Source organism: Methylobacterium sp. BE186, from assembly GCF_031457035.1.
Classification (GTDB): Bacteria; Pseudomonadota; Alphaproteobacteria; order Rhizobiales; family Beijerinckiaceae; genus Methylobacterium; species Methylobacterium segetis.
Map to the genome: position 1 here is coordinate 116,436 of NZ_JAVDVV010000013.1, position 24,427 is coordinate 140,862.

Below are 24,427 nucleotides of genomic sequence, written 5' to 3' on the forward strand. Positions count from 1 at the left end.
AGAACTTAGTTCCACACGCCAGGCTCGATGAGCCGGACAACTTCATCCGGTGAAACATCGAGCAAACGATCCCAGGAAAATGCCCCTCGTTGTGGGCCGATCTCGCGGCATCGAATTTCGTGATAATTCAAGTTACGGGCCTCCGCCAACATCCAGAAGAAAACTTCGGCAGCGCCACTCGGCATGAAAATGAAAACGTCGGTGCCCGGTCGGCAAAACGCAATGTTCGTGAGAGCTGCTCCGGCGCATCCAACCACCCGCGACGCACCTTTGAACGCTGCGACTTGTTCGTGGAAAGGTAGCGCCGCTGTCTCAACTTCCTGGAATCCGAGCCCCTGCAGCCGCTCGGCGACCAGATGCTCGTCGTTGAAATCGCGGCTCATCGACGGTCTGCGTGGCACATAGATCGAATCGTTCTTAGCGGCTGCGATCGTCTCAGTGATCGTGTCCAAGCATTCCATGACCAGCGGCGACAGGTACACCGCATGGCCGGTAAGCCGGTCGACGACGATCAGGTCGCCGACAAAAACCGGAGCCCGCCCCATGGGCAGCACATACTCGTTCGAGAAACCCGCGCAATGCAGCGCCGCCGTCGCCGATCGCGTCACCGCTGTCGGCTCATCGAAGATGATGACGGGCCAATCGTTCAGGGACAGGATTCTTCTGGCAAGCCAAGCGCGCGGAAGCATCTCCACGAGGAAGTGCCCATAATTGTCGGCACCGCGGCTCTTCCCGAGGATGCCTTTATCAATCTTATTTGCAAGCCCACGCTCGATCGCATCCAGTACGCGTTGGCGGCCGGCGAGCACTTCCTCGTCCGTGTGGTAGGTGCGCGTAACCGAGATCAGATTCCCGGCAAGATCGAAAACCAGCCCCTCTTCGGCAACGATAACATCTTTCAGATGGTAAAATGTGACGTCCTCTCCCGGATGGACAGATCTTCTCCAGAGACCGTCGAGCAGTGACGCAATATGTGATGAAGCTAGGTGAAGGTTTTTTACTTTGGGATATGCGTAATACGAATTGGTGCAAGGCATGGACGCGACTTCGGCGCCGGCTGGAGGAGGGATGGTAAATTCCTCGACGGCTTTCTTGTCCACCATTGTGATCCAGTCCGTCCCGAGGAGAGAACCGGCGCTCTCCATCCTCGAAAACTCATTGATAATCGAAGATAGTCAGATCGACGTATCGTGCCGCACAATCGAGTTTGTGCTGCACTCCGCGCTTCAAGCGAGACGTTCAAGCAAGAAGCCTGTTCACGTACGTCTCGGAACTGTCCTTGAACCCGACGAGGCAGCGTCGTGTACCATCCGAATACAGTTCTATGCTGGAGGTGGGTGCCTCGAGTTCGATGATGTCCTGGAAGCCGGCCGCGCGCATCGTGTCGATGATGCCGCGATAGGTCGGCTGCAGCTCGAAAGACAGGTCGCCCTCGATCGGACTACTCGTGTCCTTCGATCTGACGAAGTAAGCCGAGAAGGGTTCCGTATGGGTGATGGTGTCGACCACGCAGAATTTCTTGCTGATGTTGTAGCAATCCAGCATGACTTCGAAGGGCGTGGACAAATGGTACATCAATCCGAGATTGAGCACCACATCAAATGTCTTGTTAGTGTCGAGGGCATCTTTCACATTGCCGACTTCAAAATTGGCATTTTCCACACCGTAGAGGGATTTTAGGAAGTTCGCTTGCGCAATATTCTCTGCTCTCAGGTCGAGCCCGGATGTGCTTCCCACCCCGTGCACAGCCGCGTCGAGTGTGAAGAAACCGCAGTTGCAGCCGAGGTCTAGCAGAGTCGATGAGGCAGCCTCAGGTCCAAGCATGCCCGCAACGGCCCGCGTGATCAGGTTCGTTCGATAGCGGTGGAAAGCGACCGTCCGCTGGTTGTAGGCGCCGAGGGCCTCCGTCGACACGCCAGCCGGCTCCAGGTGGTAGGTCCAGGGTGCGAGCGAGCTGATGCCGGCCTCGATTTCGGGCTTCGACAGCTGCAGCGGTCGGCTGAGAAACGCGAAATCCTCCTCCGACGGAGCACACACGAGCCTGGGAACTAGGTACTCGCGGTGGAGATCGCCCCGTTCTCCCGCGATGGCCTTCCACGGCGCGAGAATGTCCTCGTGGTGATGGATTGCGGGATGGTGGTAGCCCGTGGCGCGGTACTCATACCCGGCCTGGGGCGGCGGCGCCTCGCTCGCCGGAGGATTGAACAGCAGATGAGACCGCTCAGGTGCGCTCGGAGCGGGAGCCGGCGCCGGAGCGGCCGCCCCCTTCTGGATGATCCGGCGGACTGCCGAGGAGATGAATCGCTGCATCAGCTGCTCGTATGTGAAGGCGTTTCCGACGTGGGGTCAGAGCTCAGTTCAACCTCCGAGGGCGTATGCCATCTCCGGGACGGCGCGGCAACGCAGCTAGGCTTGCTGGCTCTATGGGCGGACCGATTTGAGAGTTGAGCGCGATTGTGCCGGTTCGCACGGCATCGGTTAGCGAAAGTTGTCCAATCGTTTCCGCCAATCGGTCTGTCGCGACGGCGAAACAGTGTCGCTGAATTTGTGTTGTCAAACGATCTTTTCCCAACGCGTTGGGATTGCCAAGAGTGTCTGAAGTTGCAGAAGTGCGAGCGAGCATCAAGAAGGATCTCGCTATGGCAGACACTGAAGAACTGAACAGCAACCACATCGACCTGACGGTCAACATCGTCTCGGCCTATCTATCGAACAATCACGCCGCGGTAGCGGACCTGCCGAGCCTGATCGCAAGCGTGCATGCGGCAGTGTCGGGCTTGAATCAGAGTGCCGAAGTGACCGAGCCTGAGATCAAGGCGACCCCGGCCCAGATCCGGAAATCGATCACCGCCGACGCGCTGATCAGCTTCGAGGATGGCAAGCCCTACAAGACGCTGCGCCGCCATCTGACGATCCGCGGGCTGACGCCGGAGAGTTATCGGGAGAAGTGGGGCTTGCCGCGCGACTACCCGATGGTGTCATCCTCCTACTCGGCGGCGCGGTCATCGCTCGCTAAGAGTTTGGGGCTCGGGCAACAGCGTCGCAAATCTGCACCCCCAGCCGCTCTCGCGCGTGAGACGGGCACCAAGGTAGCTCCGCCTTCCGTATCCTCGAAGGGCCGTGGTGCTCGGACGAAGGCGGCTGAACCGGCTCCTAAGCCACGCAGTCGGCGCAAAACAGCCGAGCCGGCCGCGGCGGAGTGAAAGCAGGCGAGGTTCGGCCTGTGATCGGCCACTCACGCCTCGATTGTTGAGATAATGCCGTATGAAGCGCAAGGCCCGCCCGGTCCGCCGCGGCGGGCTTTTCGTTGCGCGCGCATCCCCTGCTCGCTGCTCCTCAGTCGTGACAGTTCCTTCAAGAACCTCGCTTCGGGCCTGCGCGAGCGCTCACCGCCTGAGCGAAAAGGGGCTTTGAGCGTCAGCTTCTGGACCCGAGCCGCGAGTGACATCGTTCGATCGGCGCGTCGCCGAAGACCGTCCTATAGCCCGAACGTGATTGCGCGGTTCTCATCAGCAGGGCGCGGGAACGGGCCAGCAGTTCTTGCGAGCGCCTTAGACACTCAGATGTTTCGTCCCAGGATCGCTGCGTAGCCCGCACGCGCTCGCGCGCCTGGGCGAGGGCTATGTCAAGCTCCGCTCGCGTCACTGTCCGGCTCTGCTCGACGAGAAAGGGGCCTTAACTTAAGTTAGGCAAGGGCGGCATCGAGGGCAATGGTCGTGGTCATAATCTGGAGTTCTGTACTCACGCACGGGGGCCGCAATGGATGGGTAGGCTGCGTTCAGCCAAGCAGCTGCGACGGGTCGCATCGCCCTCGGGAGCGGACCTTCGCCGGTTGGGTGTTAGGGAGCTGCCCATCTCATGTAAGCGGCATTATGCGGCTGCCGCCCAGCCATCGCGGCGCGCCATCAGTGCTGGTAGATCTCCAGCGTGTCGGCAGTGAACGACGCCTCGGCGCCCAAGGAGGCGCTGCTGGAGGAGCCGTCGATTATCGAGATCGCGTCCGGGTAGACGGTGCCGCGGCGGCCGTAGGCACGCCTGGCCTCCTCACACCAGCCGTCGGCGGGCTCCGGCATGGTCAGGCGCTGGCGGTTGATCTCGGTGCGGACGAGCGCCTTGAGCCGCGCCTGATCCTGCTCCCAGCGCTCCTGCGCGGAGCCGTAGGCCGCCCGGAGGGCGAGCCAGGGCGCCTGAGCGTTGCGGCCGGGCTTGACCGCCTTGCACTTCTCCAGGGTGATCGCGTAGCCGACGAGCTTCGAGACGAGTGCCGGCGCGCGGCTCGGAACCGGCGCCTCGACCATCTCAGCGGCGCAGGTGCCGGTCGCGGCGAGGACGAGGGCTATCGGGATCACGTAGCGACGCATGCTCCGGCTCCGTCGTGATAGGGTGAACGCTGGTAAAACGCCGTGTTCGGCTACGGCGAACCAGGATCCACTGCAGGTGCGATGTATGCATTATTTGGCATGCCAGCCTTTGTGGCAAGCAGAATAATTCTCCCGCTGGGCTTGGAGCGTACGCCGATGCTGTTGCACTAGGGCTTGCCCTAGCAGAACGTTTCAGACGGCCAACCAACCCATTCCAAAAGAATGGCCAAGGGTTCTAGAACGCCTTGCTCGTCGAGGTTTCGGAACTTAATGGAATAGCCAAGCTCCCTGCCGTTGCTAGCAGATTGGCCTTTAAGGTTCGCCATGCCTTCGTCAGCGGCCGTCTATCGTTGACGGACCGCATAGCTTCTCAGGGTCGCCGGCAGACCCGAGTTCGCGGGTACCAGCGTCCGTTCCGGATCACTCGGTGGCGAGTAACCCACCTGTTCACTCGATTGCGGCATGGCTCAGCGGCAGCCTCTCGTCCCTCGTCGAGAAAATAATCGCGATGTCGGCAGGCGGCCATAGGTGTCATGAACTTGTGGAGAGTGGCGTAGGCTGCTTTTTGCAGGACACTCAGCTTCGAAGGCGCCTTGCGGCTCGGGTCATGCTACACGCGTGGCAGGCCCGGATTGAGAGTAGGAAATCCAAGGAATGCATTACGAGCGAATCAACCGCTTAGCGCGCATCGCGAACGCTAAGCGTTATCTGGAAATTGGAGTGTTCAATGGATCGACTTTCTCGGGTGTAGATGTTGATTTCCGAGTCGGCGTCGATCCAACGTTTCACTTTGACTACGCAGCTATCGCGAATGATCGAACGCATTTTCATCCCCTTCCGAGTGATGAGTTCTTCCGCACCGCGCGCTACGAGCCATTCGACCTGATCTTTCTCGACGGCCTACATACCTATGAGCAAACTCTGAGGGACTTCATCAGCTCGCTTGCCTTCGCACACGACAGAACGATCTGGCTCATTGATGATACGGTGCCGAACGACAGCTTCTCAGCGCTGCCGGACCAAGAGCGCTGCTACCGCCTGCGCAGGTCGATCGGCAACGGTGATTGGTCTTGGATGGGCGACGTGTTCAAAGTCGTCTACTTCATCCGTACGATGATGAAGTTCTACCATTTCCGGACCTTCGGTGGCCATGGACAAACCGTAGTATGGAGCGATCCTCGCATTGTCGAAGATTTCGTCGGAACACCTGTGGCAGAAATCGGCAGGATGTCTTATGAAGATTTCATCGAAACCCACCGCGAGACTATGAACCTGGTGGAGGATGAAAAGATTTTCGCCGATGTCCAAAGCTTTATTTCCAGTTCGAGCCCCGCCTCGGGGCTGATGGCCATCTTTAAATCGCGGTCATAAAACAATCTTGGGAGGGTAGTAATAAAATAAGACTATCCTCTTCGCCGGAGGACTTGAGACTCAATTAAGCGGTAAGCTACATTTGAGCAGTCGGGTGCTCTACATGACGGTTGCCCAGTCCGGTCTGGATGAGGGCTGCTTGCATTCGCCGGTAGTGTAGGTGCGACCAGCCAGCCCAACTCTGAACCAAGCATCCAGTAAACGGCGGGCCTGGATTTGCCGGCTGCGGGAATCAGACCGCTTAGGCAGAACTCAATTTCAGGAATGACGCCGCACCATCCACAGGATTCAGGCATGTTCTTGAAGGCCTGACGGTGATCCTCCGCGGGCCGGCCCGTGTGCGGCTTCTGCGGAGGCAGGGGGGGCGAGGTGCTTCCACCGTGCGTCAATCCGTTCGAAGCGTCGCATGTGCCTTTTAACTGGGGCTACTCAACGCCCGTGTGAACCCCTTTATTGTCAATCGGCGTTCAAACGGGACCCGGCATTAGAGTGGGCCCTTGAAGGTGGACGTTGTCAGGCGGCAGTTTTGACCGTCTGTCGGGCGTGGTGCTCCTCGAACTGAGCAGGGCTGAGATAGCCGAGTGCCGAATGCAGCCGGCGCGTGTTGTAGATCTCCTCGATGAAGCGCGGCAACTCGGCTGCGACCTCGGCGAAGCTCTCGAACGCCAGCGGGTACACACCCTCGACCTTGAGCGTCTTCATGAAGCTCTCGGCCTTGGCGTTGTCGTAGGGATTGCCGCGTCGGCCCATCGAGCCGACGAGACCGTGCTCGGCCAGCACCGCACGGTACGCCTCGGCCGCGTACTGGCTGCCACGATCCGTGTGGTGGATCAGCCCAGGCGGCGGCCGACGCTGCATGATCGCCGCGCGCAGGGCCGCGACGGTCAGGCGGGCGTCGACGGAGCGGCCGAGAGCGTAGCCCACGACGCGCCGCGACCAAGCATCCAGGATGATCGCGACGTAGACGAAGCCGCCCGCCACCGCGACGTAGGTCAGGTCCGCGACCCAGAGTTGGTTCGGGCCATCCGGCACGACGTCCTTGGCGCGGTTGGGGAAGATCGGGCCGCCGTGATCGCTGTCGGTCGTGGCGACGTAGCGGCGTCGGACGCGCGGCTGCAGGGCGTGCTCGCGCATGAGGCGGCGGACCTTCTTGTGGTTCACCACCAGACCCTGCTGGCGCAGCGCCGCCTGGACGCGGCGCCAGCCATAGGCCTCGAAGGCGTCGCAGATCGCGGCCATGGCCTCGACGAGGGCGGTCTCGTCCACGGCCTGGGTCGGGGCGTCGTAGAAGGTGGAGCGCGCCAGCCTCATCAGCCGGCATCCCGCGGCGAGGCTGAGGCCGCCGGGCCGGTGATCACGGACGTAGGCTCGCTTCTCGGCAGCGGTCCGTTGCGCAGTGCCCCCTTTAGAAACTCAAGCTCAAGCGCCTGCCGGCCGACGAGCCGTTCGAGGGCTGCGATGCGCGCCTCGTAAGCCTGGATCGTGTCCGCCGCCGCCGCGTCCTCGTCGAGGGCGCCGGCCTCGTACTTCTGTACCCAGACCCGCACGAGGTTGCGCGAGAGATCGTGGCGCTTGGCCAGACCGTGCAGCGTCTCGCCGGACAGATACTCCTGCGCCACCTGACGCTTGAACGCGACGCTGTGGGAACGGTGCCGTGCCATGGTCTTCATCCTCCGAAGACCCGTCAGACCGGTCAATCAGCCTTCCTCAATCCGTCCACCCCAAGGGGCCCACTCCAGATCGGCGTCCAAAAGGGACCCACGCAGCGATCCGGCGACGCTCTGCCAAGGCTGCCGCTCAGCCGCGGGTCTTCAGCCGCCAGCTGACGTTGCCCGTCTCCAGGATATCGCAGTGATGCGTCAGACGGTCGAGCAAGGCCGTCGTCATCTTCGCGTCGCCGAACACGCTCGGCCACTCGGCAAAGGGCAGGTTGGTGGTCACGATCATGGAGGTGCGCTCGTAGAGCCGGCTGATCAGGTGGAACAGCATCTGCCCGCCCGCTCGCGGGAACGGCAGGTAGCCCAGCTCATCCAGGATCACGAGATCCGCGCGCGCGAGCTGCGACGCCAGCCGGCCAGCCTTGCCGGCACGTGCCTCCGCCTCGAGCTGATTGACGAGGTCGACCGTGTTGAAGAAGCGCACCCGCGCCTCGCGCTCCCGCACGCAGTTCGCCCCGATGGCAATCGCCAGATGCGTCTTGCCCGAGCCCGTGCCGCCGATCAGCACGGCGTTGCGGCTGTCGGTCAGGAAGTTGCCCTGATGCAGGTCGCGCACGAGCGCGGCATTGATCGGCGTGGACGCCAGGTCGAACTCGCTCAGCGTCTTCAAGACGGGGAACTTGGCGTTGGCCATGCGGTAGGCCGTGGCTCGGCTCTGCACATCCGCAAGTTGCACGGCCAGGAGGTCGCCCACGACCCGCTCAGGCGCGTGCCCGCGCTTGGCAGCGGCCGTGATCACCTCATCGTAGGCCGCGCGCATGCCCCGCAGCTTCAGCTTGACCATGAGCTCGAGGACGGTGTGCCGCTCCATCACAGGCGTCCTGCCTGGCGCAAGCTGTCGTAGCGGGCACAATCGGCCGTCGGCTCCAGACCAAGGGTCAGGGAGGCCGGCGTCAGCACCGGCTCAGGCAGGTCAGGCTCACGGCTCCGAGCGAGAAGGTTGAGCACGGCGTCAGCGCTGAACAGGCGAGCCGCCAGCGCAGCGATGCAGGCTCGCTCGACTGCCTCCAAGCCCGCCTCTGGCACTGCCGAGAGGATCTCGACGAACTGCCGGTCGCCATCAGCATGCAGCTTCAGGCGCTGCCGGATCTCGGCCAGACCGGCAGGCAGGTCCCAGTTGCGGAACGGCTCGCCATTGCGCAGGGCCCCGGGCTTGCGAGCCAGCACCGGCAGGTAGTGCCAGGGATCGAAGATGGTCTGATTGCGGCCAAAGCAGCGGGGATGCTCGGCGACGAGCTCGCCATGGAGGAAGACGGCGATCCGGTCAGCGTAGGCACGCAGTTGCACGCGCCGGTTCGCGGCTCGGGCTGCCACCGAGTAGCGGTTGTGGTCGTGGCGCACGAGGCAGGTCTTGGAGGCGGCCACCTCGATTTCGTGGAAGCCGTCGAAGGCGCCGCGGTAGGGGATCAGGGCCGGCTGATCCTCGGCCTCGAACACCGCGTAGACCGTGCGCTCCTTCTGCACGGGGTGAGCTGAGGTCCGAGCCCAGGCCAGGCAGCGCTCCTCCAGCCAGTGGTTCAGTTCGGCCAGCGTCTCGAAGCGCAGGATCGGCTTGAAGAAGCGGCCACGCGCGGTGCGCACCTGGCTCTCGACCTGTCCCTTCTCCCAACCCGCGCACGGATTGCAGGCGGTCGGCTCGACGAGGTGGTGCGAGCACAGCTGCTGGAAGCGGCGATTGAAGGTGCGCTGCCGGCCGACGAAGATCGCCGACACGGCCGTGCGCATGTTGTCGTAGATGCCACGACGACAGGAGCCCCCGAAGAACCGGAAGGCGTGCTCGTGGGCATCGAACACCATCTCCTGGGTCTCACGCGGATAGGCGCGAAGCAGGAACAGGCGGCTGTGGCAGAGCCGGACATGGGCGACCTTGACCTGGACAGTCGTGCCCGCGAGCCGGACGGTCTCATGGCTCCAGTCGAACTGGTAGGCCTCGCCCGGCGCGAAGGAGAGTGGGACGAACACGCCCTGAGCCCCTGCTGATCGCTCGGTGAAGAAGCGCTGAGCGTAGCGGCGCACCGCATCGTAGCCGCCGGCATAACCCTCCTCGCGCAAGGCTTCGAACAGGCGCAGGTAGCTGAGGCGTTCGCGCTGCTCTTGCCTTGGGCTGTCTGCACCTCGATCCGGCGCAGCGTCAGCAGCACCTGCTCGGTACTCGGCCTCTGTCCTCCCCTCATCTCCAGCTCCTCCGGTCCTGGCTGATCCTCGCAATCAGCCCGGTCCAAAACCAGCCGGTCAGGTCAAGGTCATTTAAGCCAAAAAACACCGCCTACACGCGTTTACGTACTACCACGCGTTCCAATAGAAGTCCTAAAGAGAGAGTTGTCAAAGAAAAAAGCATTACATACATATAATCAACATGCATGTTTGAATTAGGGTAGTATCCTAAGCGGACCCACTCTACTATTTGCATAGCTGGATTATATTTCAATATGTCGTATATTTGTTTCGGTAGATAATGGGGTAAAAAAATAACTCCGCTGGCGATATACATAAGAATATTAAAAAGTTGATACCCAATTAACCATCCCGGAAAAAAGGCAACAATACCGATGTTGATCGTGCCGATGCCAATACCCAGTGCAATCGCCGCGCAGTAACCAGCAATGGCAACTATCGGGTCTGCAGGTATGGGATTAACGCCGAGCACAACAAGGGCGGACATTACTGTCAAAAGCCCAAGGAAGCCAGTGATAATTTCGACGAGAACGCGAGCAAGTACAACATCAAAGTTTTTAACTTGCGGATAATAAGTTAGCGGCTTATTCATTAGAACAGCCTTCATAACTTCCTTCGATATATACTGAAATATCAGGACTGTTACCGCACCAGTAGAAAAAAATAAAGCTCGGCTTTCTCCAAGGGGTGCGGGAACCTTGCGAAAAACATAAATTGACACAAGAACAAACACATGAACAACTGGCCATAGGACCACGACCGCGTAGCCGAGATGCGATCCGCCGAATCTGGTGCGCATGTCACGCAGCATTAGTGCGTGAAGCACGCGCAAGTAGGCTTCTGTCGGTCTTTTGGTCGAACTGGCGACGCTTTGGCCAGCGCTCATGTGCTTCTCGCGAGGGCTTCAGAGGCAAGCCGCTGGATCGCCTAAAATCGCGACCGAAATGTGAACTGTCCGCGGCTGGACGGGTGCATTTTAATGAGAGCGGCGCCAATGAGTGCACAGGACAGAGCTGGCTAGCGACTGAGGCATTGACCGTCGATCAGCAAAGCGCCGAAGCCTGATGGTCCGCCGGATCTTGGTCCTACCGAACGGCGTGCCTCCGGGTCTCATGGAGCTGCTCCGGTTTGTGGTCCAAGGCCTATGCAAGTTCTCGAGCACTGACAGCTTGGTTGGCGAAGGCTCGACGCGTCAAGCCGCCCAGAGCCGTGTGGGGTCGGTCCTCGTTGTAGTGGCACCTCCAGTCCTCGATACGCTCGCGCGCATCGGCCAGCGACAGGAACCATGAGGCGTTCAGGCACTCTGCCCGCAGGCGGCCATTGAACGCCTCGATGTAGGCATTGTCGGTTGGCTTGCCGAGTCGCGAGAAGTCCCGCGTGACATCGTTCTCGTAGGCCCGGCGGTCGAGCGCCCTCGAGATGAACTCACGCCCGTGATCGACCTGGATTGCACCTGGCGCTCCGCGCAGGAGTACCACGCGGGCAAGCACGGCCACCACCTGCTCACCCTTGATGCCCTGATCTACCTCAATCGCCCAAGCCTCGCGCGCGAAGGCGTCGACGACCGTCAGGGACCGCAACCGGCGGCCGTCGAAGAGCACGTCGGAGTCGAAGTCGGTCGACCAGCGCTCGTTCGGCTCGGAATCGGCAAAGCAAAAGGACCCGGCTGTGCAGTGGGCCCGTGAGGGAGGTAGGTTCCGGCGGGGCGGATAGACCGGTTCGCTGGGTTTTCAGAGGATGAAGACCACGGCCCAACATCGTTCCCCCAGCATCGCGTTTAAGTGTGAGGTCGTACAGGAGTATCTGTCTGGCGAGACGCTGCGCGGCCTGGCCGAGCGCCACGACCTTCCGCGCAGCCTCGTACGCGTCTGGGTGCAGGACCTCGGCCTTCCAGAAAGCCATACCTAAGGGCAAACACCTCGCTGGGAAAGAGTCGCGAAAGGTGCTCAAAGCTCGTAGATAGACACCATGTTTGCGCTCGATGAAACGACAAGATCAGGTCGGTCAAAGCCTCAATCCTGTGCGAAGATTGTAACTCACCTCTACACTCAGGTACAACCTAAACATCGAGGGCATACTGCCTGCAAAGCCGTCCGCAACTGGTCACCCTGGTCTCATAACGTGCGACCACTCGATGCCAGAATGCGCTGGCTGCGTCTGGGAAGGCGGTGCCATGCCGTACATCAATGGAAAGGGCCAACTACATAAGCCCTTTCCTACGACCCACCGACACCGGGCACTGGCCCCCTTTCGATCGCCTGGATGGCGTCTAGTGCCCGCCTCAATCCTAGGATATACGCGTCAGCAATCGCACGCCTCCCCGCACGTGCGGCGCCGAATACACATGGGCGGGGAAGCCGCCATAAGTCAAAAACTGCTCTTGTTACAAAAGGGAAGTCACGTGCGCTCCTACATGAAAGTAAACGCCAGCGCTCTTCCTTCATTGGCAGGAATTAATCAGCCAGATGGGTCCCGAATAACGAATGGGACCGCCGGTTTTATTTGTCACGGGCCATATACTTCCCTTGCGTCTGGCGAGTACACAGCGGGTTTGTATATACGCCGCCTCGGCAGCATAGATGTTGGAACGCTGACGATGGATGTCGTTTCTGATTATGGAAATCACGAGATCAGCAAGCAGTCAATCCCAGCTTCGGAATTGATGACACGAATAGCAGGACTAGTTTCGATTGACTTTGAAATCGTGAACGACGCTTACGATGTCGAAGTCCGTCTTTGGGTGCCCGATCGAGTTGAGGTGCAATTGCGAGAATTAGTAATATTTCGCCGGAACTCTCTCGATTGGTGCCTGTGATGTTGAGCCGATTGCTGTCGCGCCTGCTCAGACGGCCCAAGCTCGACAACACTGCTCGGTTGAGCGACCGCATGGAAGCTGCAATCAGGCAAAATTTTCATGCCTGGTCCGAACTTCAGGAGCAACGTAGGCAGGATAATCTCCATCAAACGAGTGCATTAATCTCGCAAGCTGTCAATGCTGCCGGTGAGCGGTGGGAGGCGCGGATACAGACCGCACTACTCGAGGCCAAAGCTCACTCTGATGAAGCCGCTCAAGTCCTCGCCTCTGGCCTTCGTTCGCAGGGGCGCATCTTAGCTAAGCATACAACTTCTTTAACAGCAATAGATCCTGCGGTGTTAATGGCCGAGGTTCGCAGACTGCAACAGGAATTGAACCAGTCACAGATAGAGATTGATGGAGTCGGCCAGAAGACTGCGAGGTCGTTGAGAGAACTGGATACACTTCATCAAGAAGTAGCCAGTGCTTCAAGGCACGCTGAGAGCGGCCTTACAGCGCTCAACGAACAATTGAGATCCGACTACAATCAGCAGCTCAGGAACGTAGAAGGTCGCCTCGAGTTTGTGCGTCGCGAAATATTCTACGAGTTGCAAGCCACCGTGCTAAAATCTCGAGGCTCCGAGAACGCTCCGGATCGCTTTGAGCCTAAGATACGATCCCCTGAAAAGATTCGAGATCAACTTGCACAAGGCTTTCGATTAAATATCGGCTGCGGACATATACCGCTGGACGGCTACATTAACGTCGATCGTCGCGATTTGCCTGGTGTCGACATTGTCGCCGAGGCTACTAATATTCCGGTGGATCCAGGCAGTGCGATTGAAATTTTTGCGTCTCACATTGTCGAGCACTTCAGCCTACGGAACTTGGAGGATGTCATTCTGCCATATTGGCGGAGCTTGCTAGCCCCAGGCGGCCGGCTGGTGATTATCGCGCCGGACGGTGCTGCCATGCTCAAGGCGGTCTCAGATCGCACCATGTCGTTTGAAGCATTCAGAGAAGTGCTATTCGGAGCGCAAGAATACGAAGGCGATTTTCATTTGAATCTTGTCACGACTGATACAACCACTGTTTCGCTACAGCGCAGCGGATTTGCCAGTGTTGCCGTAGACTATCATTCACGGCCTAACGGACTCTGCTATGAGTTTCGTATAACCGCCGAGCAGGTGAAGACCTAATGCGTTCACCCTTGATCTCAGTTGTAATCAACACCAATGGACGAGTCAACTTCATCAAGCGCACGTTGAGGAGCCTTCGTTTTCAAACCTACGATCGGTTCGAAGTCTGCGTGATTTGCGGCCCGACGCAGGACGGGACGGTCGAATGGGTTTCGCGCTTCGCTGATATCAAGATCGCGTTATGCCCCGACCGCAACCTATCTAAGTCACGCAACATTGGCATCGCGCTCGCGTCCGGCGAGGTTGTCGCATTCATCGATGATGACGCGGTGCCTGAGCCAGAGTGGTTGTCCGATCTCGCGCACGCCTACCGCGATTCAGACGTCGCCGCGGCGGGCGGGCACGTTTACGACCACACGGGCATTGGCTTTCAAGCAAGATATGTGACGACTGATCGTCTCGCTCGCCCTCGGGAGAATTGGGCTGGCCCGGCACAACACCTCAACTTTCCATTTTCGCCGGCGCACCCGCATCTTCTGGGTACAAATTGCTCATTCCGTCGAGAGGCCCTCCTTTCTATTGGGGGATTCGATGAGGAATACGAGTATTTTCTTGATGAAACGGATGTCTGCTGCCGCCTGAATGACGCGGGCGGTACGATCGCGCAATTATCGAACGCCTTCGTACATCACAAGTACGCACCAAGCGAGAGTAGGGACGTCAAGCGTATCGTTCGTAATTGGTATCCTCTGATCAAAAATCGCGTTTATTTCGCTATCAAAAATGCGCAGTGTCATCACAGCTTGCGGGACGCTGTTTCGGCGGGGCTTGCAGATGCGTCCAGCTGGGAAAGAGGCATCAAAGCCGCGATCGCCGAAGGGCATTACTCTCAGGAAGATTTAGAAAGGTTTCGGCAGGAGGCCGACGCAGCGATCGCCGACGGACTCGAGCGTGCCAGAGCAGAACGCAAAATTTTATCATCCGAAACCCTGGCGAGCCATGCAGCAGATTTTGTTCCGTTTGCGACTATACTCCCGCCGGCCAAGCGGCGTAAGATCTGCTTCGTTACGCAGGATTACCCTCCTGGTCAGAATGGCGGGATTGCGCGCTACGTGCATCAACTTGCCAGGTCACTCGGCGCGGCTGGCCATCACGTCCACGTCTTGACAAAGGCACGCGGTATCGAGTCCGTGGACTTTGAGGACGATGTCTGGGTTCACCGCTTGGCCATCAAGCACCATTCACATACTGGTGCCAACTTAATCGGAAGCCTGCCGATACCGGGGCATATCTGGAGCTATTCCCGTACGATGCTCGACGCTGTTACGGCGATAAACGCACGTTCAAGTGTGGATGCGGTATACTGCCCTCTGTGGGATTGTGAAGCTATAGCCTTTGTGACTGAGAGCTCCTTCCCAACCATCGTAGCGCTGCAGACAACGATGAAGTTTTGGCTCGAAAGCCAGCCCCAACGCCGTGCCGATCCAGCTTGGATGGCTACCTTTGGGGATCCAATCATAGCTATGGAGCGCTTGCTTCTCGACCGCGCAACGATTCTGCACTCAATTAGTCGGGCAATCGCGCGCGATATTGAGGGCGCCTACGATATCAGCCTTCCGGCTGACCGGGTTGGCTTTGTGCCTCTCGGATTGGAGGATTGGAGCGCGGAGGTTCGTGCTGAAAGATCGGATGCGTCCCCACAACTCCGTATCCTTTTTGTCGGACGCCTTGAGTCTCGCAAAGGCGTTGATGTTCTGCTGAAAACGGTACCGAGGCTGCTTGCGCGTTTTCCGGACATAAGGATCGACATCGTGGGAGACGACACAATCCCCCGTTCGGATGGCACAACTTATAAGGACGAGTTTCTGGCCAACGGTCTCGATCCTACAAGCAAGGGCAGAATCGTGTTCCACGGCAGGGTGGATGAGGATGAACTGCGGCGGAAGTATCGCTCGTGCGATATTTTCGTTGCACCATCAAAGTACGAGTCCTTCGGCCTGATCTTCTTGGAAGCCATGATGTTCGGCAAGCCGGTGGTCGGGTGCGACGTTGGGGGCATCCCGGAGGTGGTAACGCATGACGAATCCGGTATCTTGGTCCAAGTCGGTGATACGGCCGCCCTGGAGGAAGCTATCGCTCGCCTCATCAACGATCCTGATTTGAGAGCACGTATGGGTGCAGCCGCCCGGCGAGACTACGAGCGACGTTTTTCAGACGCCGCCATGAGGGATGGCGTCCTAGCAATGATTGACGCAATCAGCATTAAGACCGATCCAGGTGCCGATGTTGCTTCTGATGGTCTTGGCTATCAGCAATATTTAGCGGGTGAGCGATGACCAATACGACAGATCGTGATACGTTCGGTGTGCGTCAGGCGGAGATGACTGCGCGATGGTTCGAGAACGTCAAGCGGCAGCATGGTGATGTAGATGCCTACATTCGCACGCGGTTTTCCGCTTATATTGACCGCTGGAAAGAGGCCGCGCGATTTATTCCCAACGGATCGCGCGTTCTAGACATCGGCGGTGGTAATCTTTTCGAAGATCTGGTGCGTTTTCTTGCGGATCGGAAATACGTTTACCAGTACATAGACGTCGACCCGAGTAGCGTGGCATCGTCGCAAGCGCTTGCGCGATCACTTGGCATTGACTCCTTCACTTTCCAACATGGTTTCAATGACGTTCTTCCTTTTCAGGATAGCGGCTTCGATGCCGTATTCTCGTCCCACTGTATCGAGCACAGCTTCAATCTTCCAGCGACTTTCTCGGAGATCCGGAGAGTACTAGCTGGAGGTGGAAATTTATGTATGGCTGTGCCGTTTGGCTGGGAGGTCAATCCAGAACATCCGTATTTCTTTGGACCGAATGAATGGCTTGCTTTGCTCAGACAGGCTGGCTTCCGCATCCGCACCGCGCAGATTGGTTCGGAGTATCCTGAGAATGGTTACGATTTCTTCATTAGCGCCCAGAGACTAGATTCCTTACCGAATGGGCCACTTCTCGACCCCGAAGATTTTCGAAAGACAAATTTCAATTTTATCGCGTTCGATAGCGACCAAATCAAAGCTCGTGAAACTCCTATAATCAAAGATGATCATTTCATCTGTCAAGGCGATAATTGGGAAATCAATGTACTTGTGCCGAAAGGTGCACGGGAGATCTGCCCTATCATGCTGCGGCACGAGTGGTCGGGATCTGTTCAACTGTCTTGCGAAAATGTCGCTTCGGTTGAGGATCTATATTCTTGGTTCAGTTACGTCCAGCCAATTCGCCTTCGATTCGAAGCGCCGCTTGCTCAGGATAGTTTCGCGACGTTGCGGCCAATAGGGCGCAATTTAGCGAGCGCTTCGTCTGAAGGTGTGTTATATGGGGTGCTGTATCGTTAGGCGCTTACCAGCCACTATTTGCTCTTTACCTTCCGTGATGTAGGTAAGTTATAGCGCGCTGCGCGGGGGGGGCAGGGCTCTCGGCACCTTGTTCTTAGAATTCTAGACGTCTCGGTGCCATCCGAGGCGTCCATTGTCTTTTTGGGCCTGCGAGCGGTCAGTTCAGAGATACAAGGCAGTCCGTCGGGCAATCCAAGCTCGTCAAGAGAGCGTAGAGCGGCCGCTCAGCGGTACGGCATCAGCCCCACGACGGTGCAGAAGTGGCGCTCACGCCAGACCAGCACGGATGCGCGGATGGGACCGAAGGAGCCCCGCTCCAGCGTGCTGAGCGTCGAGGATGAGGCAGTCGTCGTCGCCTTCCGGCGGCATACCCTGCTGCCGCTGGACGACTGCCTCTACGCACTGCAGCCCACGATCCCGCATCTAACCCGCTCGTCGCTGCATCGCTGCCTGCAGCGTCACGGCATCAGCCGCCTGGCGGATGTGGACGGCGACAAGCCCAAGCGCTCGCGCTTCAAGGCTTATCCGATCGGCTACTTCCACATTGACATCGCACGGGTCAGCACGGAACAGGGCAAGCTCCACCTGTTCGTGGCCATCGGCCGGACAAGCAAGTTCGCTTTCGTCCAGCTGCACGAGAAGGCAACCCAGCGGATCACGGCAGCCTTTCTGCACGATCTCGTTGCCGCCGTGCCGTACACGATCCAAACGGTGCTGACTGATAACGGCATTCAGTTCACCGACAACCACCCGGTGGACGAGGAGGCCGAGGCGAAAGCGGCAGCCTATTGGGCCGAGCGTGACGAGCCGCGCATCTACCGCTGGCACTCTTTCGAGCGGGCCTGCGAGCAGACCAGGATCAGCATCGCCTGACCAGGCCGCGCTGCCCGTGGACGAACGGTCAAGCCGAGAGGATGAACCGCACCATCAAGGACGCCACGGTCAAGCGCTACCATTACACCAGCCATGACGAATTGCGGTAGCACCTGCAGCTGTTCGTCGACGCCTACAACTCCGGCCGCCGGCTCAAGACCCTGCGCGGCCTCACGCCCTTCGAGTTCATCTGCCAGACTTGGACGAAAGAGCCTGAACGCTTCAGGTTCGATCGGTCACACCACACGCCGGGACCGAACATCTAGTTTTAGGTCTGGGCCCGGAATGGCTTGGGCAAACCGGCTGGGCGGGCCAGGTGCATTCTAGAGCCTAGATCTGGCTCTTCTCGTTGACGGATGGCGCGCCCGCTTCGCCAAATCTTCCGTCTCGTGTACGCATTGGCTAAAGCCGTTCGGCAAAATTAAGCAGCATTTCGCGCAATCTGCTAGAGATGCTACGCCGGGTACCTTGATGATTGTCACTCGAGTATTCTGGGCCGACGGGTTTGATCGGGCGCGCCGGTACTCCTGCATAGAACCAGCCAGCCTTCACATCGCCAATTACAACACTTCCGACGCCAATCACGGCATTATCACCGATGCGGCAGGGGCCAATAACCGTTGCGTTCGATGCGACCCAGACCCCGGTGCCAATATGAATATCCCTCCCGGAGCCCGGCACAGCCTTCTGACGAGCCTCTCCGTATTCAGAAATTTGGTGAGTTCCAGTGAGAAGCGATACGTTATGCCCAAAGAAGGTGAAATCTCCGATGTAGATGTCCCCACAGGATGCGTTGCATAGCGTATTCACCATGCTCACCGACTTGCCAATATGCACTTTTTCCCAGCCGCCCCAACTTGTCGGGGCCGCCATCATTCTTTCAGAGATATATGGCATGAGCTCGTCAACGAGCTGTCTCGCCTCATCGGCTGAAAATTTTGACACAATATTGAAACCAGCTTGAACTCAGTCGCAGCATGCTTATCGCCGAACCGGGCCGACGTCCACTTAAGTTGCACGCGCGGCTATATGAGGGGCTTCGCTCGGCTCAGGCAGCACGGTTCACTGTTCAGGCTGCTGCCTGAGAACAGGTATGGTAGACGAGCGGGATATAACCGTCGCCGGCCGAGCCGCGGGGCTTCCTGGCCGGCAGCAGCCCGCCGTCCTTCGGATCGGAAATCTCCATCTTGCCGCCAGGGCGGTCGAGCTCGACCCATTTCACGGGAAGGCCCGCGGGGCTGACGATCGCGCCGACCTTGGCCGGGCCGCTGTGCAGGATGGCAGAACCATCCGTTGCGTCCAAGAGAAGGGATGATTGCACACGCATCTCATGCCGCGCCATCCGGCAGGATCAGCCCGCGCAGCGCCAGTTAGGCAGCGGCCGGCGTTCCCGCAACCGCAGGTCCGCCTCCCAGATCTCCCAGCGCCGCCGCTGCTCTCGCTCGCGGAACCGCTCGCACTCGCGAGCCATAGCCTCGCTGTACATCACTCGCGGTGCGGCGCGCTTGGCCAGGGCGGCCACGCGAGCGGCCCGCGCCTCCGCGGTCTCGCGGGAGGCCCGTCCTGGCGGCGGTCGCCCGTTCAGGATCTACCCGGACGTTTTGCCGAGCTGCCGCGCGCCGTGGGCCCGCTCGTCCTCGACGAGCCCTCCGGCCAACCGTCGAAGAAGGCGTACTTCTCCCGAACCTTCCGCAAGACCGCGCGCGCCCGGCTGACCCAACGCGGTCTGGAGCATGGACAGCCGTGCAGGGGCTGTCTCCGAAACGTTCGAGAAGGGGCCGCGCCGGCCAATGTGATGCGCACCGCGATTCACACCCAGATGGCGACGACTATGCTCTGCAACCGGAGCGCGGTCGTGGAGTGGGGCCGCGTCGCCGAGCTCCGCTCAGTCCATCGCAAACGCGCGGAATAGGCTGCCACCGACTCGCGGTAACTGACAGCCGAGGCCGCAGTAAGAGCTCAGGATGAAGCGATCCTAAGCTGCTGATCTCTAGAGGATATAGAATGGTGCCCAGGGGCGGAATCGAACCACCGACACTGCGATTTTCAGTCGCATGCTCTACCAACTGAGCTACCTGGGCGACCGCCGTGCCGCTTGGCGGCATCGGCTGAGGCGGGGGTATAGTGAGTGCCGACGGTGCTGTCCAGCCTCCTTGTGCGGCCAGCTATGGGTTTTTCGATGGCTTGAAACGCCTACTCCGTTCGCTGCTGCGAGCGATCATCGTCCTCGTCCGCATATCCTGGCATCACGTAACGGTCGCTGAGCCAGTGCCCGAGATCTATGTCGGCGCACTGTTCTGAGCAGAAGGGCTTGTAGACGGTCATAGACGGCCGCCCGCAAATCGGGCAGCGGCATGCCTCCCTCGAACTTTCCTTCACGCCAGCGCGCTCCATCGCTCCCGGATGGGAAAGCCCTCTCCCTCCAGGAGGTTGCTTGTCTCGTAAAGCGGAAGCCCGATGACCGCACTATGCGAGCCGACGAGTTTGACCACGAAGGAGCCGGCAAGGCCCTGTATCGCGTACCCGCCTGCCTTGCCGCGCCATTCGCCGGAAGCGAGATACGCCTGTATCTCTCGGCCGGAAAGTCTCTTAAAGCGAACGCGACTCTCCACAATCCGCTCGCGCCGTCCCTCCTTAGGGGACAAAAGCGCTACTGCGGTATAGACGCGATGCTGCCTGCCTGAGAGCAGACGCAAGCAGTCAGCGGCTTCATCTGGAACTTCGGGTTTGGGAAGAATGCGGCGGCCGACTGCGACGATCGTGTCGGCCGAGAGGATCCAAGCTCCGCGCATATCCTCCCTCCGGCGCACCGCCTCCTGCGCGGCAGCTAGCTTCTCGCGAGCAAGGCGACGCGCGCACTCACGCGGTGATTCCGCTTTGCGAGGCGCTTCGTCGATGTCGGCAGGCAGCAGGGCATCTGGCTCAATCCCAATTTGCTGAAGCAGGCCGAGGCGGCGTGGCGACGCGGAGGCTAGGATTAATCGCGTAACCCGGGAAGTGTCGGCGGGAGCCTGAGGGGCTGACGCTTCAAGCAAAGATGTCGCGTCCATGATTTCCTCTTGCTGCCCTCTCACGTGAGCCATGCACCCACAGTTGATGCCCGGAGCCCTACTGCAATGGCTGCACAAAGTGAACGCGCCATGGCCGATCCAAACGGAGGTCGGAACGTAGCCGTGGACAAACGTCTCCACTCTGATATGGTTCGCTCAAGCCGCTGAAAAAGCGGCCGCGCAGTATGCAGTACCGCGCTGGCGGGCGTAGTTCAGTGGTAGAACGTCAGCTTCCCAAGCTGAATGTCGTCGGTTCGATCCCGATCGCCCGCTCCACGATTAGATAGAAGTTCGCCGGCTAAAAACTTGATTTGCATAACATAAAGAATAATGAGATTCGGCATCAGTAGCTGGCTAATTTGAAGAGTCTGGCGCTTTTCGTTTTCTCGACTGATATTCACTTCCGAACTTTTGCAAAAACCCATTGCGAAACGCGAAGTGACTCCAGCGAAATTTGAAGTTAGTGCGCTGGTCCGCTGATCTCGCAATTATTCTGGCTGCCTTATAAAATGTAGATAGCGCAGACGCGCCGATAGCTTGCTGCAAGCTGAGAACTCGTCTTGCATCAGATTGAATCCGAGCCGTCAAACTTGCATAAAGAGCGCTAAATAAAAGTTGGCTCATCCCGATTTCTGTCACTGCCCCTCTGGTCGATAACTCGCACTTGCAAATTGGCGGACAGCATTGGGGCAATTACTTTCGCCGCGATGTGGCCTTGACGAGGATGCGGCATCAATCGTAGCAGCCTTCCAACTCAGAAAGCAGGCATGACGATGAGCAAAAAGCGAGCGTTGATCACAGGAGTGACAGGGCAGGATGGGGCTTACCTTGCCCAACTTCTGCTTCAGGAAGGATATTCCGTCCACGGGATCGTGCGCCGCTCCAGCCACGCGGGTGTATTCGATCATCGACTTAGATGGCTAAAAATCGCCGAAGCGATCGAGTTGCACGACGGAAACCTTCTTGACCTGTCGAGCTTAGCTCGAATTGTGCAGGAGGTTCAGCCAGACGAAGTTTATAACCTCGCAGCTCAGTCGTTTGTGACCGCTTCCTGGCAGCAGCCGATCCTCACCGGCGAGATCACAGGTCTTGGGGCAGTGAATATGCTGGAATGCGTACGTACGCTTCGGCCTCAGGCTCGCTATTATCAGGCTTCGTCTTCAGAGATGTTCGGGTTAATTCAAGAGGACGTGCAGAGCGAAAGTACCCCGTTCTATCCCAGGTCGCCATACGGTGCAGCTAAGCTTTACGCTCACTGGATGACCATTAATTACCGCGAGAGTTTCGGGCTGCACGCTTCTAACGGAATTTTGTTCAATCATGAAAGCCCACTTCGGGGCGTCGAATTCGTTACACGCAAGGTCACGGACGGGGTCGCCCGCATCAAGCTTGGACTTGCACGTGAGCTCCGCCTTGGCAATATTGACGCTAAACGCGACTGGGGCCACGCTCGCGATTACGTTAAAGCGATGTGGATGATGTTACAGCAGGAAAAGCCCGGTGACTACGTTATCGCGACCGGACGAACTTCTACGGTCCGCGCTATGTGCGAAATCGCCTTCAGACACGTAGGCTTGAACATCGATGAGCATTTGGTGATAGATCCAAAACTTTTCCGTCCTGCGGAAGTAGACGTGCTTCTTGGAGACCCGTCGAAAGCCTGTGCTGCGTTCGGCTGGAAGGCGGAAATTTCTCTCGAATCGATGATTGAAGAGATGGTGGAGGCGGACATCGCTCGCTTACGCATTACAGGCGCAAATTGATGTTAAATGGTGCCTCCCGTGTGCTCGTCACCGGGGCGGCGGGCTTCGTAGGACGCCACGTGCTCTGCAAACTCGCGGAGTCAGGCAAGCTTGATGTGCTGGGAGTCGGCCGAGGAGCGGTGTCCAACTTACCTGCACGTGTGAAGTTTTTTCCCTTAGATCTGGGCAATCAAGCTGATCTTCGTTCGCAGCTTGCCGACTTCCAGCCAACCCATATTCTTCACCTTGCGGCTCAAGCCTCAGTAGGGCGGGCCGCGGACGAGGCTGCGGCGACGTGGAAATCAAATGTTGTTGATTTATTTCATTTCGTAGAAGCTCTTCTTGCAACAGTCATCAGTACTACGTTTATTTTTATAAGCTCAAGTGAAGTTTATGGGCGTGCTTTCCTTTCGGGTGAGCCTCTCACGGAAGATGCTGCTCTCGAGCCGGTTGGAAGCTATGCGCGAACGAAGCGCGTGGGCGAGGAAATGCTGGCGGATATTTTCGCAGGGGGCCGCATCCGTCTCATTGTTCTGCGTCCCTTCAATCACATTGGTCCAAATCAAGACGAGCGATTCGTCGTTGCTTCTTTCGCAGCGCAGATAGCCCGGATCGAAGCTGGCTTAGTGCCGCCCCGACTAGAAACCGGAAATCTCGATGCTAGGCGTGACTTCCTGGACGTTCGTGATGTGGCTCGCGCCTATTCGAATATTATTGAAAGATCTAATTTCATTGAACACGGAGCGGTATTCAACGTAGCAAGCGGTATTCCGAGGACAATTTGCAGCGTTTTGCAGGACCTAAGATGTATGGCCCGTGTGCAATTCGAAGTAGTAAAAGCGCCAGACCGCCAACGCCCATCGGAAGTCCTAACCGCCCGAGGCGACTCAGAAAGGTTGAGAAAAAGTACTGGCTGGTCACCTTCCATCGCATGGGAACAGACTCTCTCGGATACATTGGCGGCCGCTAGGCGTAGTTATGGAATGGACGGCTAAGGTCGGATGACGAATGTAACAACTTTGACGTTCCCCGTGGTCCTGTGCGGCGGCTCAGGCACGCGCCTGTGGCCGGCCTCGCGCGAGAGCATGCCCAAGCAGTTCTCCCGCCTCGTCAGCGAGCACGCCTCCACCTTCCAGGACACCGCGGCCCGCGTCGCCGACGGCACCCGCTTCGGCCGCCTCGCCGTGCTCACCCACGCGGATGCCCGCTTCATCGTCGCCGAGCAGCTCGCCGAGGCCCGCATCCCCGCCGACATCCTGCTCGAACCCGAGCGGCGCGACTCCGCCGCCGCCGTCGCGGTCGCGGCGCTGCACGCCGCCCGCACCGACCCGCAGGCTGTCGTTCTGATCCTGGCCGCCGACCACGTCATCGGCGACACGCAGGCCTTCGTCGCGGCCGTCGAGGCGGCAGCCGTCGGCGCGCGCGCCGGCCACATCATGACGCTCGGCATCGAGCCGACCCATCCGGCCACGGCCTACGGCTACATCCACCCGGGCCCGCCGATCGAGGCGGCGCCGGGCACCTATCGCGTCGCCCGCTTCGTCGAGAAACCGGACCGGGCCGGCGCCGAGCGCCTGATCGCGGAGAGGGCGGTCTGGAATTCGGGCTACTTCCTGTTCCGCGCCGACGTGATGATCGGCGAACTCGAGGCGCACGCGCCCGCCGTCCTCGCTGCAGCCCGAGCCGCTCTCGAGACCGCATTGCGCGACCTCGACTTCGTGCGTCTCGACGCGGAGGCCTTCGGACGCGCGCCCAAGACCTCGATCGACTACGCGGTCATGGAGCGGACGCGGCACGCGGGCGTGCTGCCGGTCTCCTT

The 24,427-nt window shown here is 59.1% G+C and carries 19 protein-coding genes, 2 tRNA genes and 5 pseudogenes; 11 read left to right on the forward strand and 15 right to left on the reverse strand.

Annotated features, from left to right (window positions below):
- Positions 1-5 precede the first annotated feature (5 nt).
- On the reverse strand, positions 6-1,145 hold the full coding sequence (locus tag J2X36_RS15090; protein ID WP_310351080.1) for a glycosyltransferase family 61 protein: 1,140 nt from the start codon (positions 1,143-1,145) through the stop codon (positions 6-8).
- 94 nt (positions 1,146-1,239) lie between these two features.
- Positions 1,240-2,310: a methyltransferase domain-containing protein gene (locus J2X36_RS15095; RefSeq protein ID WP_310351085.1), complete on the reverse strand. Its 1,071-nt coding sequence runs from the start codon at positions 2,308-2,310 to the stop codon at positions 1,240-1,242.
- A gap of 329 nt (positions 2,311-2,639) precedes the next feature.
- Here J2X36_RS15095 and J2X36_RS15100 point away from each other — a divergent pair, with 329 nt between their 5' ends.
- Positions 2,640-3,203: a MucR family transcriptional regulator gene (locus J2X36_RS15100; protein WP_310351088.1), complete on the forward strand. Its 564-nt coding sequence runs from the start codon at positions 2,640-2,642 to the stop codon at positions 3,201-3,203.
- A 702-nt stretch (positions 3,204-3,905) separates the two neighbouring features.
- Here J2X36_RS15100 and J2X36_RS15105 read toward each other — a convergent pair.
- Positions 3,906-4,361, reverse strand: a complete 456-nt coding sequence (locus tag J2X36_RS15105; protein WP_310351090.1) for a hypothetical protein — start codon at positions 4,359-4,361, stop codon at positions 3,906-3,908.
- A 654-nt stretch (positions 4,362-5,015) separates the two neighbouring features.
- Here J2X36_RS15105 and J2X36_RS15110 point away from each other — a divergent pair.
- Positions 5,016-5,732, forward strand: coding sequence for a class I SAM-dependent methyltransferase (locus tag J2X36_RS15110; RefSeq protein ID WP_310351092.1), 717 nt, complete (start codon positions 5,016-5,018; stop codon positions 5,730-5,732).
- A 293-nt stretch (positions 5,733-6,025) separates the two neighbouring features.
- On the opposite strand, the pseudogene J2X36_RS15115 reads toward J2X36_RS15110, so the two are convergent.
- From J2X36_RS15115 to J2X36_RS15145, 7 genes and pseudogenes are all read right to left on the reverse strand, one after another.
- Positions 6,026-6,140: pseudogene (locus J2X36_RS15115) on the reverse strand (IS5/IS1182 family transposase); the annotation flags it as partial.
- Positions 6,141-6,245: 105 nt separating this feature from the next.
- Positions 6,246-7,055, reverse strand: a pseudogene (locus tag J2X36_RS15120) (IS3 family transposase); the annotation flags it as partial.
- The gene (locus tag J2X36_RS15125) at positions 7,043-7,393 is read right to left on the reverse strand and encodes a transposase (RefSeq protein ID WP_310351094.1); all 351 of its coding nucleotides are present in this window, start codon (positions 7,391-7,393) and stop codon (positions 7,043-7,045) included. The gene J2X36_RS15125 and the pseudogene J2X36_RS15120, both read right to left, overlap by 13 nt.
- A gap of 136 nt (positions 7,394-7,529) precedes the next feature.
- A complete protein-coding gene (gene istB / locus J2X36_RS15130) occupies positions 7,530-8,261 on the reverse strand; it encodes an IS21-like element helper ATPase IstB (RefSeq protein WP_310351097.1) in 732 nt (243 codons plus the stop codon).
- Positions 8,261-9,562: pseudogene (gene istA, locus J2X36_RS15135) on the reverse strand (IS21 family transposase); the annotation flags it as partial. The gene istB and the pseudogene istA, both read right to left, overlap by 1 nt.
- Positions 9,563-9,716: 154 nt before the next feature.
- Positions 9,717-10,511 (reverse strand): ABC transporter permease, encoded by a 795-nt coding sequence (locus tag J2X36_RS15140; protein ID WP_310351098.1) that lies wholly within the window; start codon positions 10,509-10,511, stop codon positions 9,717-9,719.
- Between the two features lie 256 nt (positions 10,512-10,767).
- Positions 10,768-11,262, reverse strand: a pseudogene (locus J2X36_RS15145) (integrase core domain-containing protein); the annotation flags it as partial.
- 707 nt (positions 11,263-11,969) lie between these two features.
- On the opposite strand from J2X36_RS15145, the gene J2X36_RS15155 reads away from it, so the two are divergent.
- The 5 genes and pseudogenes from J2X36_RS15155 to J2X36_RS15175 all read left to right on the forward strand — a co-directional run bounded on the left by J2X36_RS15155 (position 11,970) and on the right by J2X36_RS15175 (position 18,082).
- Positions 11,970-12,440: a hypothetical protein gene (locus J2X36_RS15155; RefSeq protein ID WP_310351104.1), complete on the forward strand. Its 471-nt coding sequence runs from the start codon at positions 11,970-11,972 to the stop codon at positions 12,438-12,440.
- A gap of 71 nt (positions 12,441-12,511) precedes the next feature.
- Positions 12,512-13,618, forward strand: coding sequence for a hypothetical protein (locus J2X36_RS15160; RefSeq protein WP_310351106.1), 1,107 nt, complete (start codon positions 12,512-12,514; stop codon positions 13,616-13,618).
- An 11-nt stretch (positions 13,619-13,629) separates the two neighbouring features.
- Complete coding sequence (locus J2X36_RS15165) at positions 13,630-15,894, forward strand: glycosyltransferase (RefSeq protein ID WP_310351107.1); 2,265 nt, start codon at positions 13,630-13,632, stop codon at positions 15,892-15,894.
- Positions 15,891-16,943 carry a class I SAM-dependent methyltransferase gene (locus J2X36_RS15170; protein ID WP_310351109.1) on the forward strand — a complete coding sequence of 351 codons (1,053 nt, stop codon included), beginning with the start codon at positions 15,891-15,893 and terminating at the stop codon, positions 16,941-16,943. Before J2X36_RS15165 ends, J2X36_RS15170 begins: the two co-directional genes overlap by 4 nt.
- Before the next feature lie 190 nt (positions 16,944-17,133).
- A pseudogene (locus J2X36_RS15175) lies at positions 17,134-18,082 on the forward strand (IS481 family transposase).
- Between the two features lie 136 nt (positions 18,083-18,218).
- Here J2X36_RS15175 and J2X36_RS15180 read toward each other — a convergent pair.
- The 5 genes from J2X36_RS15180 to J2X36_RS15200 all read right to left on the reverse strand — a co-directional run bounded on the left by J2X36_RS15180 (position 18,219) and on the right by J2X36_RS15200 (position 20,866).
- The gene (locus tag J2X36_RS15180) at positions 18,219-18,713 is read right to left on the reverse strand and encodes an acyltransferase (RefSeq protein ID WP_310351111.1); all 495 of its coding nucleotides are present in this window, start codon (positions 18,711-18,713) and stop codon (positions 18,219-18,221) included.
- Positions 18,714-18,885: 172 nt separating this feature from the next.
- Positions 18,886-19,158 carry a hypothetical protein gene (locus J2X36_RS15185; RefSeq protein ID WP_310351113.1) on the reverse strand — a complete coding sequence of 91 codons (273 nt, stop codon included), beginning with the start codon at positions 19,156-19,158 and terminating at the stop codon, positions 18,886-18,888.
- 663 nt (positions 19,159-19,821) lie between these two features.
- A tRNA-Phe gene (locus tag J2X36_RS15190) sits at positions 19,822-19,897 on the reverse strand.
- A gap of 112 nt (positions 19,898-20,009) precedes the next feature.
- Positions 20,010-20,210: a DNA gyrase inhibitor YacG gene (yacG, locus tag J2X36_RS15195; RefSeq protein ID WP_310351116.1), complete on the reverse strand. Its 201-nt coding sequence runs from the start codon at positions 20,208-20,210 to the stop codon at positions 20,010-20,012.
- Complete coding sequence (locus J2X36_RS15200) at positions 20,192-20,866, reverse strand: Maf-like protein (protein WP_310351119.1); 675 nt, start codon at positions 20,864-20,866, stop codon at positions 20,192-20,194. Before J2X36_RS15200 ends, yacG begins: the two co-directional genes overlap by 19 nt.
- A 201-nt stretch (positions 20,867-21,067) precedes the next feature.
- On the opposite strand from J2X36_RS15200, the gene J2X36_RS15205 reads away from it, so the two are divergent.
- From J2X36_RS15205 to J2X36_RS15220, 4 genes are all read left to right on the forward strand, one after another.
- Positions 21,068-21,142, forward strand: a tRNA-Gly gene (locus J2X36_RS15205).
- 497 nt (positions 21,143-21,639) lie between these two features.
- Positions 21,640-22,629, forward strand: a complete 990-nt coding sequence (gmd, locus tag J2X36_RS15210; protein ID WP_310351127.1) for a GDP-mannose 4,6-dehydratase — start codon at positions 21,640-21,642, stop codon at positions 22,627-22,629.
- Complete coding sequence (locus tag J2X36_RS15215) at positions 22,629-23,603, forward strand: NAD-dependent epimerase/dehydratase family protein (RefSeq protein ID WP_310351121.1); 975 nt, start codon at positions 22,629-22,631, stop codon at positions 23,601-23,603. Before gmd ends, J2X36_RS15215 begins: the two co-directional genes overlap by 1 nt.
- Before the next feature lie 6 nt (positions 23,604-23,609).
- The coding region (locus J2X36_RS15220; RefSeq protein WP_310351125.1) for a sugar phosphate nucleotidyltransferase at positions 23,610-24,427 on the forward strand (818 nt) is incomplete at its 3' end.